Here is a 14,792-nt window from a genome sequence, read left to right as displayed (position 1 = left end):
GCCTCAGCCTTTCGGGTTGCCGGTGGCCGGGTCGAGGATCAGCTTGCCATTGGCCGCTTTCGAGAAGTCGAACATGCCGTTCAGCTCGCCCGCCTGGGCGTCGAAGGAGCCCTGACCGATGCGCTGACCGTTCAGCCAGTTATCCTCGATAAACTTGGTGACCGAGGACTGATCGACCAGTGTGTGATCCACCGCGTTCTTCTTCGCATAGGGCGAGATCACCAGCATCGGGATGCGGGTGCCGTAGCCGCAACGGCCCTGCGCGGGCTTGCCGTCGAGCCCGGGCAGCGTCTTGTCGCTGGCGCAGTTGCTGCCATTGAGCACGTCATAGCCCGCGACCGGGATGTTCGAGCCGTTCACCACTGCCATCGCGTGGTCATACCAGCCATCGGAGTCGTCATAGGTCACGACGATCGCTGTGTCCTTCCAGTCGTTCGATTTCTGCAGCGCGTTGACCGCGTTGACGATGAACTCCTGCCCGTCGAGCGGGTCGGAATAGCCCGCATGGCCGTCCTGATAGGCGGGCGCTTTCAGGAAGCTCACCGCCGGCAGGTTGCCGTTCTTCAGGGCCGCGTAGAAATCCTTGCTGTCATATTGGTGGTTCGCGCCGCCATCGTCCGACGTGCCGATCACATCGACCGAGGCGGGACGGGTGTGATCGACGTTCCGGGTCGATTTGTAATACTGGAAGGGTTCGTGGTGGGGGATGTAGTCCTTCGAGGTCTCGCCGGTCACCTGCGAGAGCGACGAGCGGTCGCAGCCGGTGGTGCCGTTGCCGTTCACCGCGGTCAGGTCGAAGCCGCCCTCGAACCAGCCCCAGGTAACGTGTTTAGCGTTCAGCAGATCGCCGATATTCTTGCCGCCCATAAGCGTCGTCGGGTATTTCGGGTTCGAGCAGACATCGCCGGTCGGGTCGAGATCCGAGATCATGGTCCAGCCGCCATTGCCGTCGGGTACGACGCGCCCCTTGTCATAGGTGCCGTCGGCTTCGAGCTTGTAGCCCTTTGGCAGCACCGCGCCATTGGTCTGGCCCGAGACGAGGTTGATCGCGCCCGGCGTCGAGGGGCCGAAGGTGCTCGAGAAGGCATTGTCGTTCATCGCGTAGGCCTGCGCGTAGTTCCACAGTGCGGTGACGGTATTGCCGTCGTAATAGCCCATCACCTGGCCCTTGGTGCCGAATGCGCCCGTGCCGCCTTTCGTGCCCTTGCCGGTATTGGCCGGGAAGGCATCCATCTTGCCGCCGTGGAAAGCGGCCTGCTCGGCGGTGTAGCCGTGGTTCTGGTCGGCGGACGCGGCCTGCGTCCGGTCGAGCCGGAACGGGGCGGCGGCATTCGCGCCATTGACGGCATTGCTCTTGTTGGGGTTGTTCTTCAGCAGACCGGCGCTTGCGAGCGTATTGGCCTTGGGCGTGTCTTTCGCGGCGGTGAATTGCGGCTCGCCCTTGGGGTTGGCGGCCTTCGGATAGGTCGCGAAATAATGGTCGAAGGAGACGTTCTCCTGGAAAATCACCACGAGATGCTTGATCGGGGTGGCGGTCTGGGTATCGGCGGCGGTGGCAGCCTGGGCGGTCGCGGCGGCGCAAGCCAGCGCGAGCGCGCTGACGGCACCGGTCGGGCGGAGCGTGTCGATCATGTGAAGTCCCTCGTTGAGATGGCAGCTTTCCCGTGCGTTACGGGGCGTGGCCTCTGGCTAGGGGCGTCATTTGACACTTCGGTGACGGTTCCGCTCACGCGCCATCACCGCTCAGTGAGACCGGCGCGGATACACGCGGATGGGATGTTGCGTGAGCGACCGGTGATCGCGGCGCGGGCGCACCGGCTAGGTTTTGCGAGGGGGGCTGAGCAGGGGGGCGGCCTCCGCTCGCCACGGCCGTTCTCTGGCGCTACGGAGCGTGCGGCGGGGCGTCCGTCCGCTTGAAGTTCGTTTATCCTGCCTCACCCCCAAGGACATTCTCGGCAAGAGGAACGGGCTTAGGTTTACGAGGCTGACATGCGGCTTGCGTGTTTGCCATTTGACCACCCCCGGCAACGCGGCCTAGATAGGGGCCAAGTAAGGCGCGGAGGCATTTGCCATGAAGGTCATCATCTGCGGTGCGGGTCAGGTCGGTTGGCAGATCGCGCGCCATCTGGCGGGCGAGCGCAACGACGTCACGGTCGTGGATTCCAATCCCGAACTGGTGCGGCGCGCGGCCGATACGCTCGACGTCCAGGGCGTGGTGGGCTTCGCCTCGCATCCGGACATTCTCGAGCAGGCCGGGGCGCGCGATTGCGACCTGATGATCGCCGCAACCCATTCCGACGAGGTCAACATGGTGACCTGCCAGGTCGCGATGTCGGTCTTCGGGATCACGCGCAAGATCGCCCGCATCCGGGCGCAAAGCTATCTGCAGCCGGAATATTCCGATCTCTACCGCCGCGATCATCTGCCGATCGACGTCATCATCTCGCCCGAGCGCGAGGTGGCCGAGGCCGCGCTGCGCCGTCTGGCGGCGCCCTCGACCTTCGACACCGAAAGCTTCCTCGACGAGCAGTTGCAGTTGCTGGGGATCGAGCTGGACGCTGATTGCCCTGTGCTCGACACGCCGCTGCGGCAGCTGACCGATCTGTTCTCGACGCTGCGCGCTGTCGTGGTGGGCATTCGCCGCGAGGGGCGGCTGTTCGCGCCCGAGCCGGGTGACCAGCTTTTCGCGGGCGACCAGATCTATGTCTTCGCCCATGTCGAGGACGTGAACCGCACGCTCGATATCTTCGGCAAATCCACGCAGAAGCAGGAACGCATCGTCATCATCGGCGGCGGCAACGTCGGTCTCAGCGTGGCCAAGTCCCTCGAAGCGCGAACCGAGCGCGTGCGTGCCAAGATCATCGAGCGCTCGCGCGCGCAGGCCGAGAAGGCCGCCGATGCGCTGGACCGTACGATCGTTCTCAACGGAGACGGGATGAGCTCGGAACTGCTGGAGGAGGCGAATATCGCCACCGCCGACGCGGTTCTGGCGATCACGGATGACGACAAGACGAACATTCTCGTTTCGGTGCGCGCGAAACAGGCGGGCTGCCGGATGGCGATCTGCCTGATCAACGATCCGACGCTGGCGCCCTTGCTGAGCGCGCTCGATATCGATGCCTATATCAACCCCCGGGCAACCACCGTGTCGTCGATCCTGCGCCATATCCGCCATGGCCGGGTGCGTGCGATCTACTCGATCGGGGATGCCGAGGGCGAGGCGATCGAGGCGCAGGTCATGGGAACCTCGCCGATGTCGGGCAAGGCGGTGCGCGATGTCGATTTCCCCGAAGGGGTTCTGATCGGCGCGATCCGCAAGGGCGACAAGATCGTCAAACCGACCGGCAATACCCGGATCGAGGAGGGCGATATCGTGGTTCTCTTCGCTCTGACCTCCGACGTGCCCGAAGTGGAGCGCCTGTTGCAGGTCTCCATCGACTTCTTCTAAGGGCCGGTCCGCGATGGAACGCATGATCAAGGCCTTGCCGCTGCCGATACTCCTGATGGGAGTTTCGGCGCTGGCGATGTATGTGCCGGCGATCCACGCGCTCCTGACGCATCATCACCATACCGCGCGATCGTTCTTCTATTCGGCGACGCTGTTTCTCTTCGCGACCGCCCTGATCGGCTTGGCCAACGGGTCGAACCCGCGGCCTGCGCGGGCGGGGCGGGCGAGCCTTCTGATCATGCTGGCCGCTTTCACCGTGCTGCCCGTGATGCTGGCAGTGCCGTTCTATATCGCGGTGCGCGACACGTCGTTTTTCAATAGCTGGTGGGAGATGGTCTCCGCCTTCACCACCACGGGCGGCACGCTTTACGAGCCCGACCGGTTGGTCGGCTCGGTGCATCTTTGGCGTGGGCTGGTGGCGTGGATGGGCGGCTTCTTCATCCTTGTGATGGCAATCGCGGTGCTGGCGCCGATGCGGCTTGGCGGCTTCGAAGTGTTCTTCTCGGGTGGCCCCTCTGGCGCCCCGGCCGCCGCGGCCCCGGCCGCAGATGGTGGCGCGGAGATGTCCGAGCGCATCGCCCATTACGCGGTCTCGCTGGCTCCTATCTATACCGGGCTGACGGTGCTGCTGTGGGTCTGCCTGCTGATGGCGGGGGACCGGTCGCTGACGGCGCTGATCCATGCGATGTCCACGCTCTCGACCTCCGGCATCTCGCCGGTGGGCGGGATGGCCAATGCGCGCTCTGGGGTGGCGGGCGAGATGGTGATCTTCGTGTTCTTCCTGCCCGCGCTGTCGCGCAGGCTCTGGCCGGGGGGCGGCGAGCTGCGCGCCTCGCCGAAGCTGATCGACGACCCAGAGTTGCGTCTGGCTGCGGGGCTGGTGATCCTCGTGCCGCTGTTCCTGTTCCTGCGTCACTGGATCGCGGCGCTGGAAGTGCGCACGCCGGGCGATTTCGGTGCGATCTTCCGCTCGATCTGGGGGTCGCTGTTCACCTCGCTGTCCTTCCTGACCACGACCGGCTTCGAATCGAACGGCTGGCACGACGCGCGCGACTGGTCGGGGCTGGGCACACCGGGCCTGATCCTCGCGGGGCTTGCGATCATCGGGGGCGGCGTCGCAACGACCGCGGGCGGGGTGCGCCTGCTGCGGGTTTACGCGCTGCTGCGTCACGGCGAGCGCGAACTCGACAAGCTGATCTATCCGAACTCCATCGCGGGCGGCGGCATGATGGCGAGGCGGCTGCGCCGCGAAGGCGCCTATATCAGCTGGATCGTGTTCATGCTGTTCGCGATTTCCATCGCCGGGGTGATGATGGCGGCGTCGCTGTTCGGTCTGTCGTTCGAGCCCGCGACGATCCTGACCATCGCGGCGCTGTCGAATACCGGACCGCTGGCGGGGATCGCGGCCGATGTGCCACTGAGCTGGGCCCATCTGAGCGAGCCAATCAAGGCCGTTTTCGCCTTCGCCATGGTGCTTGGCCGGCTCGAGACATTGGCGATCATCGCCCTGTTCAACCCGGAATTCTGGCGCGCCTGAATCCCGGATTTGATACGCAATTTCTGGCTCAGGGCCTAACAAACTGTTTTTTGGGCTGGAATCTCCCGCTATGCGCTGCATACTTGAAGAAAGGGCAAATCAGGCCCGTCCGATCACGCGCGATGCGAAACGCGATACGAAAAACAAGGGCAAGAATAATATGGCTGGCGACAAACAGAACCTGCAAGACGCATTTCTCAATCATGTGCGCAAGACAAAGGTTCCTGTCACGATCTTCCTGATCAACGGGGTGAAGCTGCAGGGCGTCATCACCTGGTTTGACAATTTCTGTGTGCTTCTGCGCCGCGACGGGCAATCTCAGCTTGTTTACAAGCACGCGATCTCGACGATCATGCCGGGACAACCTATCTCGCTTTACGAAGGCGACGACTAAGCGGCGCCGCGCGCGGCTTTAGCGATACATATCTTGAGCGAAACGACCTCTACCGAGACGCCCGATACGCGGGCCTACGTGATCCATCCCGACATTCCGTCGCGAGAGGGCCAGCGACACTTGCCCGAATTTGCGCTGGCCGAAGCGGTTTCGCTCGCCGCCGCCCTGCCGCATCTGCAGGTGGTGGGCGAGGAGATCGTGAAGCTGCGCAAGCCCGAGCCGGGCAAGCTGTTCGGCCAGGGCAAGCTGGCCGAGATCAAGGCGCGGCTGGAGGAGCACGAGGTCGATCTCGTCTTCATCGACGGGCCGGTGACCCCGGTGCAGCAGCGCAACCTCGAGAAGGAATGGGGGGTGAAGCTCCTCGACCGGACCGGGCTGATCCTCGAAATCTTTGCCGACCGTGCGCGCACCCGTGAAGGTGTGTTGCAGGTGGAGCTGGCCGCGCTGAGCTATCAGCGTACGCGGCTGGTGCGCGCCTGGACCCACCTCGAGCGTCAGCGCGGCGGGCTCGGCTTCGTCGGCGGCCCGGGGGAAACCCAGATCGAGGCCGACCGCCGCGCCATCGACGAGCAGATCGTGCGTCTGCGCCGCCAGCTTGCGAAGGTCGTGAAGACCCGCGAGCTTCACCGCGCCGCACGCCGAAAGGTGCCGTTCCCGATCGTGGCGCTGGTGGGCTATACCAACGCGGGGAAATCCACCCTGTTCAACCGCGTGACCGGGGCCGAAGTTTTGGCCAAGGACATGCTGTTCGCCACGCTCGACCCGACGATGCGCGGGCTGGAGCTGCCGACGGGCCGCAAGGTGATCCTGTCCGACACGGTGGGCTTCATCTCGGACCTGCCGACGCAGCTTGTCGCCGCCTTCCGCGCGACGCTGGAAGAGGTGCTCGAAGCCGATCTGATCCTGCATGTCCGCGACATCTCGCATCCCGAGACCGAGGAGCAAGCGGAGGATGTGAACGACATTCTCACCAAACTCGGCGTCGCCAAGGAAGTGCCGCTGATCGAGGTCTGGAACAAGATGGACGCCGTACCGCCCGAGCCGCGCCGCGCTCTGCTGGTGCAGGAGGCACGCGAGCCCGATCTGCAGGCGATCTCGGCGCTGACCGGAGAGGGGCTCGACGCGCTTCTGACGGCGATCGACGAGAAGCTTTCGGAAGAACGCTATCAGGAAGAGATCACGCTGGGCTTTGCGGATGGCCGCAAACGCGCCTGGCTGCACGAGCAGAACGTGATCCGCGGCGAGACGCAGACCGAAGAGGGGTGGACCTTCGAGGTCGAATGGACCGGCAGTCAGCGCAACCGGTTCCGCGCGCTGTAAGCCGGGCCGGAGACGGGGCAGGGGCGCTGCCCCTCTTCGCTGACGCGAATTCACCCGGGATATTTACACCAAGCCGAAGCGGGCGCGCGCGCCTTGGTTTTCCCGGGGACGCCCATGACCGGTAGGGGTTGCCAAGGCGGCGCGATGGGTCTATATCGCGCGCACTTCACAGGCGGAGGCGGGCCGATGGGGGAGACATCCCCAAAAGTCCACCGGTTGGGGCATATGCCCTGAGACCCTCCGCTCAGGCGCAAACCGGAAAAGGAATTGGACATGGCGCTTCCTGAATTCTCCCTGCGTCAGCTCTTGGAAGCTGGCGTTCACTTTGGCCACCAGACCCAGCGTTGGAACCCCCGTATGGGTCAGTACATCTACGGCGAGCGTAACGGCATCCACATCGTCGACCTGACGCAGACCGTTCCGCTGCTCGACCAGGCTCTGCAGGTCATCCGCGACACCGTTGCGAAAAACGGCCGCGTTCTCTTCGTCGGCACCAAGCGTCAGGCTGCGCGCCCGATCGCCGAAGCGGCCGAGAAATGCGCACAGTATTACATGAACCACCGCTGGCTCGGCGGCACGCTGACCAACTGGAAGACCGTCTCCCAGTCGATCAAGCGTCTCAACGAGATCGACGAGAAGCTCGAGCAGGGCGCTGAAGGCCTGACCAAGAAAGAGCGTCTCGGCATGGAGCGTGACCAGGCCAAGCTGCAGGCGTCGCTCGGCGGTATCCGCGAAATGGGCGGTCTGCCGGACCTCCTGTTCGTGATCGACGTGAACAAGGAAGACCTCGCCATCGCGGAAGCCAAGAAGCTCGGCATCCCGGTCGTGGCTGTGGTCGACACCAACTGCTCGCCGAACGGCGTGGATTACGTGATCCCGGGCAACGACGACGCGGCCCGTGCGATCGCGCTCTACTGCGACCTCGCTTCGCGCGCAGCTCTCGACGGCATGTCGGCCCAGATGGGCGCGGCGGGCGTCGATGTCGGTGCCCTCACCGAGACCCCGGTTGAAGAGGCGCTGGCCGAGGCCGAGGCCAAGTAAGGCCGCGACCGTCACCCAGATGACATGAGGGCGGGGTATCCCGCCCTCGCAGAGTTCTTGAAGGAGATCCGACCATGGCGATTACCGCCGCTCAGGTGAAGGAACTGCGCGAAGCTACCGGCGCAGGCATGATGGACGCGAAAAAAGCGCTGACCGAGACCGATGGCGACATGGACGCCGCCGTTGACTGGCTGCGCACCAAGGGCCTTGCGAAGGCTGCGAAGAAATCGGGCCGCGTGGCTGCCGAAGGTCTCGTCGCGCTCGCCGTCAACAATGGCAAGGGCGTCGCGATCGAGATGAACTCGGAAACCGACTTCGTCGCGAAGAACGCCGATTTCCAGAAGCTCGTCTCCGACATCGCGGAAGTCGCGCTGGAAACCGGTGAAGATGTCGAAGTCGTCAAGGCTGCGCATCTCAACGGCAAGAAGGTCGAAGACGTGATCACCGACGCAATCGCACGTATCGGTGAGAACATGAACCTGCGCCGCATGCACATCCTCGAAGGCGACACGCTGGTGCATTACGTGCACAACGCTGCCGCCGACGGCATGGGCAAGATCGGTGTGCTCGTTGCGCTGAAGGGCGAAGACAACGGCATCGGCAAGCAGATCGCGATGCACATCGCCGCGACCAACCCGGCCGCGCTGTCCGAATCCGATCTCGACCCGGCTGTCGTCGAGAAGGAAAAGCAGGTTCAGATCGACATCGCACGTGAATCGGGCAAGCCCGAGCAGGTGATCGAGAAGATGATCGAAGGCCGCATGAAGAAATTCACCGCGGAAGTCACGCTGCTGAACCAGCAATTCGTCGTCAATCCCGACCTCACCGTCGGTCAGGCCGCGAAAGAAGCTGGCGTCGAGATCACTGGCTTCGTCCGGATGGAAGTCGGCGAAGGCATCGAGAAGAAAGAAGAAGATTTCGCCGCTGAAGTGGCGAAGACCGCAGCTGGCAACTAAGCCCGCGCCTCTTCTTTGAAACAGGAAACGCCGCCCTGATCGGGGCGGCGTTTTTCATTGTGGGGCAGGGGTCTGGGATGCGAACCTAACGCGCCGCCGCGTGTGAGGCGTTCAGGAAAATCTGCTTTTGCACCGAGGCTTTCATGACCGCCTGCGCGGTGGTGTCCACGTCCAGCGCCTCGCGCGCCAGTCGCAGGTGTTTCTCCACCGTCGAAGGGGTCAGCCCCATGATGATCGCGATATCGGCGGTCGTCTTGCCCTCCGCCACCCATTCGAGGACTTCGCGCTGCCGATCCGTCAGTGGGCGTCGCCCGGTGGAATAGGGCATGGTCGAGATGCGCAGATGAACGAGGCTGTTCATCACCATCAATTCGCGTTCGTTCTCGCGCCAGATGCGGTCGACGTCGTCCTGGCTCAGCCCCGGCCGCCCCACGAGTCCGATAGCGCCGCGCGCGTAGGAGAGCGGGTCTGAGAAACCGATCGAATAACCCGCGCGGATGCCGAAACGGTGGTTGATGTCGATCACGTCGATCTCTGCCGGGGTCAGCTCTCCCCGCATTGCGCGGTCCGCGACAATGCGCCACGAGCAGGGCCCGTCATTCTTCGCGGCCCATTGCACCATCGGCGCGTGGCGATATTTTCCCTCTCCGATGAAGAGGTCGAGATATTCCTTCTGGTGGTTCGAGAGGATCAACAAATCGTCTTCGTGGCCGAAATTGTTTCCCTTTCGGAAACTCGTGAACCCATAGATCAAACGGTCGAAGCCGAACCGCTCCATTTCGCGGCAATGGCGGGACCAAATTTCCTGCACGGATTTTGCGCGTAAGACCGCCTCACAGAAGGATAACATCGCGTTTCACCCCACAATCGGTTAGTTCGCGTAGCTCATTAACACTACTCCGGAGGCGCATGTTTCCCCGCGCCGGAGACCCTGTTCAAATGTCTTATGTTTCGCGCGCCATGGCAACCCACGTGGGGCACGAAGACGCTTAGCGGTGGGTCTCGACACGGCTCTCGTGTGCGCAACCTTGGGTGGTCTCGGGGGCGAGCGTCGCCAGCGCGTCGTAATGGGTAAGGTAGATCTGCCCGGTTAGTTGGGTGATCAGGTCCGAGCGCGTCAGGCGGTCCATCACCGGGCCTTTAACCTCGGACAGGTGCAATCGCACGCCCGCGTCGTTGAGCTGGTCGTTCACCTCTTCCAGCGCCTCGAGCGCGGACATGTCGATATGGTTGATCGCGGGGCAATTCAGCACGACATGCTTGATGGACTCGTCGCTCGCGATCCGGTCGTAGATCATCTCCTCGACGAAGCGGGCATTCGGGAACCACAGGCTCTCGTCGATGCGCAGGCTGAGGATGCCCGGCGCGCAGTTCACCCGGTGGCGCCGGATATTGCGGAAATGCTCGGTGCCGGGAACCTGGCCCAGCTCGGCCACATGCGGGCGCGAGCTTTGCCACAACCGCAGCGCGATCGAGAGGATGACACCGAAGGCGATGCCGTCCTCGACGCCCCAGATCAGCGTGACGAGCACCGTCAGCGCCATGCCGACGCCTTCGCGGGGGGCGTATTTGAACGTGCGCTTGAGCGCCTTGATGTCGACCAGCGTCAGCACCGAGACGAAGATCGTGGCCGCGAGCGTCGCTTGCGGCAGGTAATAGAGGGCCGGGGTCAGGGTGAAGGTCGCGAGCGCCACCCCGATAGCGGTGAAGGCGCCAGCGGCGGGCGTCGTAGCGCCGGCCTCGAAGCTGACGACAGAGCGCGCGAACCCCCCGGTGATCGGAAAGGATCCAGAGATCGCGGAGCCGATGGAGGCGCCGCCGAGGGCTATGAATTCTTGGTCCGGGTCGATGCGCTGGCGTTTCTTAGCGGCCAATGTCTGGGCGACCGAGATCGTCTCGACATAGCCGATGATCGCGATCAGGAGCGCCGGGACGAAGAGTTCTTTCCAGAGCGCGATATCGGCGGGCGGCAGGCTCGGGGTCGGGAAGCCGAGCGGCACGGTGCCGACGACGCGGACCCCGCGCCCCTCGAGCCCGAACGACCAGGTGATCAGGATGGTCGCGGCGACTGCGTAAACCGGCGCGGCGCGGGTGAGGATGGCCGCAAGCCGCTCGGACAGCCCCGCCTTTAGCAGGCGCGGCTTAAGCCCACGTCGCGCCCAGAACAGGAAGACCAGCGACAGGATCGAGATGACGACCGTGTAGGGATTGGTCTGGCCGAGATGCGCCCAGAGGCCGCCGAGAATATCGAGAATCCCGCCGCTCTCCGCCGGAATACCGAAGAAATGCTTCATCTGGCCCGCGGCGATCAGGATACCGACAGCCGATGTGAAGCCCGACAGCACCGGGTGGCTGAGGAAGGCTGTGATGAAGCCCATGCGCAGGAAGCCCATCACCACCAGCATCACGCCCGAGAGAAACGCCAGCGCCACTGCGGCGGCGATATATTCGGGCGTACCCTGCGCCGCGACCCTGCCAACCGCGGCGGCCGTCATCAGCGAGATCACCGCGACCGGGCCGACGGCCAGCGGGCGCGAGGTGCCGAAGACTGCGTAGATCAGCAGCGGCAGTACCGAAGCGTAGAGCCCGTATTCCGGCGGCATCCCGGCCAGCAGCGAATAGGCCAGCGACTGCGGGATCAGCATGATCGTGACGATCACCGCCGCGATCAGATCGGCCTCGAAGGTCGGGCGATCGTAGTCGCGCCCCCAGCTTAGGATCGGCAGGTAGCGTTTGAGCATTGGCACGTCGCGAAAGGGCTGGATCAGGCCTGATCGCGGCGGCTGGCGTAATACTGCATCACCGGCACCAGCGTGGAATGGTCATAGCCCGCTTCGGCGGCGGTCGCGACGATCTTGTCGATTTCCATCTCGCCCGCCTGGCTGACGCCCCACAAATGCGACGAGCGCGTGCCCGAGCGGCAATAGCCCAAGGCGGGTTTCTCTGCCGCGCCCATGATCGTCGCGAAATTGTCGACCAGTTCGAGGCTCAGTTCGCCGGGATAGTAGGGCAGGTAGTAAGGCGTGAGGCCATGCGTCGAGCAAAGCGCGGCGATCGCGTCCGAGCGCTGATCTGCGTCCTCGATCTCCTCGTCGGGACGATTGATGATCAGCGTGCGAAAGCCCATCTCGGCAAGCTTCGGCACGTCTTCGGGTTCGATCTGCGGGGCGACGGAGAACTCGTCGGAAAGTTTGCGCAATTCCATGATCTGTCCTGTTATCCTGCCTTCTAGGTGGAGACGGGCGGGGTTTCCCGCCCTCTCGGTTTATCGTCTCAAAGCCCGTTGACCGGCACTTTGAGGTAGGTCTTGCCGTCCTCGTCCTTCGGAGGCATCTGGCCCGCGCGCATGTTTACCTGAAGCGACGGGATGATGAGCTTCGGCATCGCCAGAGTCGCATCGCGCTCGGTGCGCATCTTGACGAACTCGGCCTCGGACTTGCCGCCGCCGATATGGATGTTGCGGGCCTTTTCCTCGGCCACGCTCGTCTCCCACGCAAATTCGTCGCGGCCCGGTGCCTTGTAGTCGTGGCCCACGAAAATGCGGGTCTCGTCGGGCAGCGACAAGATCTTCTGGATCGAGGCGTAGAGCGTCTCCGCCGAGCCGCCGGGGAAGTCGCAGCGCGCGGTGCCGAAATCGGGCATGAAGAGCGTATCGCCCACGAAGGCCGCATCGCCGATGACGTAGGTAAGGCAAGCGGGCGTATGGCCCGGCGTGTGCAGAACGCGACCCTCCAGCGCGCCGACGCTGAAAGTGTCGCCTTCCTTGAAGAGCCTGTCGAACTGCGAACCGTCGCGCTGGAATTCGGTGCCTTCGTTGAAGATCTTGCCGAAGGTGTCCTGCACGACCTGAATGCGGTCGCCGATGCCGATCTTGCCGCCGACGCGCTCCTGAATGTAGGGCGCGGCGGAAAGGTGGTCGGCATGGACGTGACTCTCGAGGATCCACTCCACCTCAAGCCCGTTCTCCTGCACATAGGCGATCACCTCGTCGGCGGATTTGGTATCCGTCCGGCCCGAGGAATAGTCGAAATCGAGCACGCTATCGACAACGGCGCAGGCTTTGCTGCCGGGATCTTTCACCACGTAGGAGACGGTGAAAGTCGCGGTGTCGAAAAAAGCTTTGACGTCCGGTTTGATCATGGCGGCCTCCGTTAACCTGCCCAGCATATGTAGCCGAGTCCGATCTTATGAAATTGCGGCACTCTGTCCCAGCCCTTCCGTGATCTCGGGCGGTAAGGGGTGCGAGAGATCGGGGAGCACCCACTCCGCGCTCGAGAAATCGCCGCCATCGGTATAGGCCGAGGGCGTCACGACCACGCGCAGCCCGGCCGCTTGCGCAGAGCGCAGGCCCACCTCGCTATCCTCGAAGGCGATGCAGGCCTCGGGCGGCAGATGCAGCCGGTTCAGCGCGAGTTCGAACACGTCGGGCGCGGGTTTCTTGGCGGCGACCTCGTCGCCTGCCGCGATCGCATCGAACAGGTGATCGGGGTCGGCACCCAGCTGCGCGCGGATCAGCGCATCGACATTGGGACGGTTCGTCGTCGTGGCGATGGCGAGCTTCATCCCGGCGGCACGCGCATTTGCGATCAGCCGCGCCACGCCCGGGCGCAGCGGGACCTGCCCGCCGGTGATGATCTCGACATAGCGGCGGGTCTTGATCTCGTGCAGCATGGCGATCTCGTCGTCGGTCGGGCCGAAGCCCATGACCTCGCGGTGGCGCGCCATGCGCTCCTTGCCGCCGGCGGTCTTCAGCAGTTCGCGATAGGTCTCCTGCGACCAGTTCCAGTCCACGCGCCGTGCAGCAAAGGTCTCGTTGAATGCACGGCGATGGGCTTCTTCGGTTTCGGCCAGCGTTCCGTCGACGTCGAAGATCAGCGCGCTTACCATTTCCAGCCCTCCACCAGACCGGGCAGCATCGCCCAATCCGAGAAGGCGACGTCATGGGGCACGTCGGTCAAGGGCGTCTTGCGATAGCCCTCGGAATAGATCGCAAACGGGGCCTGCGCATTCGCCGCCGTTTCCGCATCGACCTCGCTGTCGCCGACATAGATCATCTGTCCGCCGCCCAGGGCCCGATGGCAATGATGCAGCATTTCAGGCTCGGGCTTGCGGGTGGGCATGGAGTCCCCGCCCAGCGTCAACTCGAAATAGTCCCATAAACCGACATGGCGCAGCGCGGCTTCTGCGGGGCGGACCGGTTTGTTCGTGCAGACCGCCATCCGGCAGCCCATCTCCGTGAGCCGGTCGAGCGCGGCGATCACGTTGGGGTAGGGCACGTTGCCCTCCACATCGGTCTCGTAGCGCGCGACGAGGGCGTGCTCCACCCGATTGAAGAGCGGCCCGTCCGGGTCTTCGCCCGAGGTGATCAGCAACTGGCGCACGAGGTTGGGCACGCCCTTGCCGACGAAGCTTCGGACCGTCGGAAGCGAGAGCGGCTCGAAGCCCATATCGGTCAGAACGGCGTTCGAAACGGCATGGATCGCGGGCACGGAATCGATCAGCGTTCCGTCGAGATCGAAGATGACGGAAGGCGCATCGCTCATGCCGATTTCCATTTGATGGAGCAGCCCATCGACGGAATCTGGTCGCGCGGGCCTTCGCCGGTCTCGGCGACCAACATCATGCCTTCGTAGAGTTCTCGCTTGGCGTCGACCGCGGCGGCCTGCTTGGTCGAGGCATCGAGACGGCCGCGATATTGCAGCCCGTCCTCGGCGTTGAAACCGAAGAAGTCCGGGGTGCAGGCGGCCCCGTATGCCTTCGCGACCGCCTGAGTTTCGTCATAGAGATAGGGGAAGGGGAAGCCCTTCTCCTCGGCCAGCTTGGCCATGTTCTCGAAGCTGTCCTGCGGATATTCGTCGACATCGTTGGCCGAGATCGCAACGACGCCGATCCCCGCCTTCTGCAACTCCGCCGCATCGCGCAGGATGCGGTCGAGGATTGACTGGACATAGGGGCAATGGTTGCAAATGAACATCACGAGCGTGCCCTTGGGACCACGGATGTCGTCAAAGCTGTATTGCTTGCCGTCGGTGCCGGGCAGGGTGAAGCCCGGAGCCTTCCAGCCGAAATCGCAGACGGGGGGAGTGACAGCCATGC

Annotated in this window: 14 protein-coding genes; 6 read left to right on the top strand and 8 right to left on the bottom strand. The window is 63.9% G+C overall.

Annotated elements, in window-relative coordinates; translation table 11 throughout:
- Positions 1-3: 3 nt before the first annotated feature.
- Positions 4-1,632 (bottom strand): alkaline phosphatase family protein, encoded by a 1,629-nt coding sequence (locus B6V73_RS01345; RefSeq protein ID WP_088724319.1) that lies wholly within the window; start codon positions 1,630-1,632, stop codon positions 4-6.
- 439 nt (positions 1,633-2,071) lie between these two features.
- On the opposite strand from B6V73_RS01345, the gene trkA reads away from it, so the two are divergent.
- The 6 genes from trkA to tsf all read left to right on the top strand — a co-directional run bounded on the left by trkA (position 2,072) and on the right by tsf (position 8,696).
- Entirely contained in the window at positions 2,072-3,448 is a 1,377-nt protein-coding gene (trkA, locus tag B6V73_RS01340) for a Trk system potassium transporter TrkA (RefSeq protein WP_075774830.1), read from the top strand.
- A gap of 13 nt (positions 3,449-3,461) precedes the next feature.
- On the top strand, positions 3,462-4,985 hold the full coding sequence (locus B6V73_RS01335) for a potassium transporter TrkG (RefSeq protein ID WP_075774829.1): 1,524 nt from the start codon (positions 3,462-3,464) through the stop codon (positions 4,983-4,985).
- Positions 4,986-5,145: 160 nt separating this feature from the next.
- Positions 5,146-5,379 carry an RNA chaperone Hfq gene (gene hfq, locus B6V73_RS01330; protein ID WP_038060695.1) on the top strand — a complete coding sequence of 78 codons (234 nt, stop codon included), beginning with the start codon at positions 5,146-5,148 and terminating at the stop codon, positions 5,377-5,379.
- Positions 5,380-5,412: 33 nt separating this feature from the next.
- Complete coding sequence (gene hflX / locus B6V73_RS01325) at positions 5,413-6,699, top strand: GTPase HflX (RefSeq protein WP_240504079.1); 1,287 nt, start codon at positions 5,413-5,415, stop codon at positions 6,697-6,699.
- Between the two features lie 273 nt (positions 6,700-6,972).
- Positions 6,973-7,740, top strand: coding sequence for a 30S ribosomal protein S2 (gene rpsB, locus B6V73_RS01320; protein ID WP_075774827.1), 768 nt, complete (start codon positions 6,973-6,975; stop codon positions 7,738-7,740).
- A 74-nt stretch (positions 7,741-7,814) separates the two neighbouring features.
- Complete coding sequence (gene tsf, locus B6V73_RS01315) at positions 7,815-8,696, top strand: translation elongation factor Ts (RefSeq protein ID WP_075774826.1); 882 nt, start codon at positions 7,815-7,817, stop codon at positions 8,694-8,696.
- Between the two features lie 85 nt (positions 8,697-8,781).
- Here tsf and B6V73_RS01310 read toward each other — a convergent pair whose 3' ends face one another.
- The 7 genes from B6V73_RS01310 to B6V73_RS01280 form a co-directional block, all read right to left on the bottom strand.
- Entirely contained in the window at positions 8,782-9,546 is a 765-nt protein-coding gene (locus B6V73_RS01310; protein WP_075774825.1) for a LuxR family transcriptional regulator, read from the bottom strand.
- A gap of 139 nt (positions 9,547-9,685) precedes the next feature.
- Entirely contained in the window at positions 9,686-11,437 is a 1,752-nt protein-coding gene (gene sulP, locus B6V73_RS01305; protein WP_088724318.1) for a sulfate permease, read from the bottom strand.
- A 23-nt stretch (positions 11,438-11,460) separates the two neighbouring features.
- Positions 11,461-11,901 carry a TIGR01244 family sulfur transferase gene (locus tag B6V73_RS01300; protein WP_088724317.1) on the bottom strand — a complete coding sequence of 147 codons (441 nt, stop codon included), beginning with the start codon at positions 11,899-11,901 and terminating at the stop codon, positions 11,461-11,463.
- A 68-nt stretch (positions 11,902-11,969) separates the two neighbouring features.
- The gene (locus B6V73_RS01295; RefSeq protein WP_075775107.1) at positions 11,970-12,833 is read right to left on the bottom strand and encodes an MBL fold metallo-hydrolase; all 864 of its coding nucleotides are present in this window, start codon (positions 12,831-12,833) and stop codon (positions 11,970-11,972) included.
- A gap of 48 nt (positions 12,834-12,881) precedes the next feature.
- Entirely contained in the window at positions 12,882-13,583 is a 702-nt protein-coding gene (locus B6V73_RS01290) for an HAD family hydrolase (protein ID WP_088718596.1), read from the bottom strand.
- A complete protein-coding gene (locus B6V73_RS01285; protein ID WP_075774821.1) occupies positions 13,577-14,239 on the bottom strand; it encodes a phosphoglycolate phosphatase in 663 nt (220 codons plus the stop codon). Before B6V73_RS01285 ends, B6V73_RS01290 begins: the two co-directional genes overlap by 7 nt.
- Positions 14,236-14,790 (bottom strand): thioredoxin family protein, encoded by a 555-nt coding sequence (locus tag B6V73_RS01280; RefSeq protein WP_075774820.1) that lies wholly within the window; start codon positions 14,788-14,790, stop codon positions 14,236-14,238. Before B6V73_RS01280 ends, B6V73_RS01285 begins: the two co-directional genes overlap by 4 nt.
- Between the last annotated feature and the right edge of the window lie 2 nt (positions 14,791-14,792).

The sequence above is a fragment of the Thioclava sp. JM3 genome (assembly GCF_002213185.1).
GTDB lineage: Bacteria > Pseudomonadota > Alphaproteobacteria > Rhodobacterales > Rhodobacteraceae > Thioclava > Thioclava nitratireducens.
The sequence above is the reverse complement of the archived record's forward strand: the minus strand, read 5'-3'. Positions and strand labels throughout refer to the sequence as shown.

Bases quoted from the DNA above. Each gene is read 5' to 3' on its own strand.
- B6V73_RS01345 (WP_088724319.1), bottom strand. From the start codon at position 1,632: ATGATCGACACGCTCCGCCCGACCGGTGCCGTCAGCGCGCTCGCGCTG.
- trkA (WP_075774830.1), top strand. From the start codon at position 2,072: ATGAAGGTCATCATCTGCGGTGCGGGTCAGGTCGGTTGGCAGATCGCG.
- B6V73_RS01335 (WP_075774829.1), top strand. From the start codon at position 3,462: ATGGAACGCATGATCAAGGCCTTGCCGCTGCCGATACTCCTGATGGGA.
- hfq (WP_038060695.1), top strand. From the start codon at position 5,146: ATGGCTGGCGACAAACAGAACCTGCAAGACGCATTTCTCAATCATGTG.
- rpsB (WP_075774827.1), top strand. From the start codon at position 6,973: ATGGCGCTTCCTGAATTCTCCCTGCGTCAGCTCTTGGAAGCTGGCGTT.
- tsf (WP_075774826.1), top strand. From the start codon at position 7,815: ATGGCGATTACCGCCGCTCAGGTGAAGGAACTGCGCGAAGCTACCGGC.
- B6V73_RS01310 (WP_075774825.1), bottom strand. From the start codon at position 9,546: ATGTTATCCTTCTGTGAGGCGGTCTTACGCGCAAAATCCGTGCAGGAA.
- sulP (WP_088724318.1), bottom strand. From the start codon at position 11,437: ATGCTCAAACGCTACCTGCCGATCCTAAGCTGGGGGCGCGACTACGAT.
- B6V73_RS01300 (WP_088724317.1), bottom strand. From the start codon at position 11,901: ATGGAATTGCGCAAACTTTCCGACGAGTTCTCCGTCGCCCCGCAGATC.
- B6V73_RS01290 (WP_088718596.1), bottom strand. From the start codon at position 13,583: ATGGTAAGCGCGCTGATCTTCGACGTCGACGGAACGCTGGCCGAAACC.
- B6V73_RS01285 (WP_075774821.1), bottom strand. From the start codon at position 14,239: ATGAGCGATGCGCCTTCCGTCATCTTCGATCTCGACGGAACGCTGATC.
- B6V73_RS01280 (WP_075774820.1), bottom strand. From the start codon at position 14,790: ATGGCTGTCACTCCCCCCGTCTGCGATTTCGGCTGGAAGGCTCCGGGC.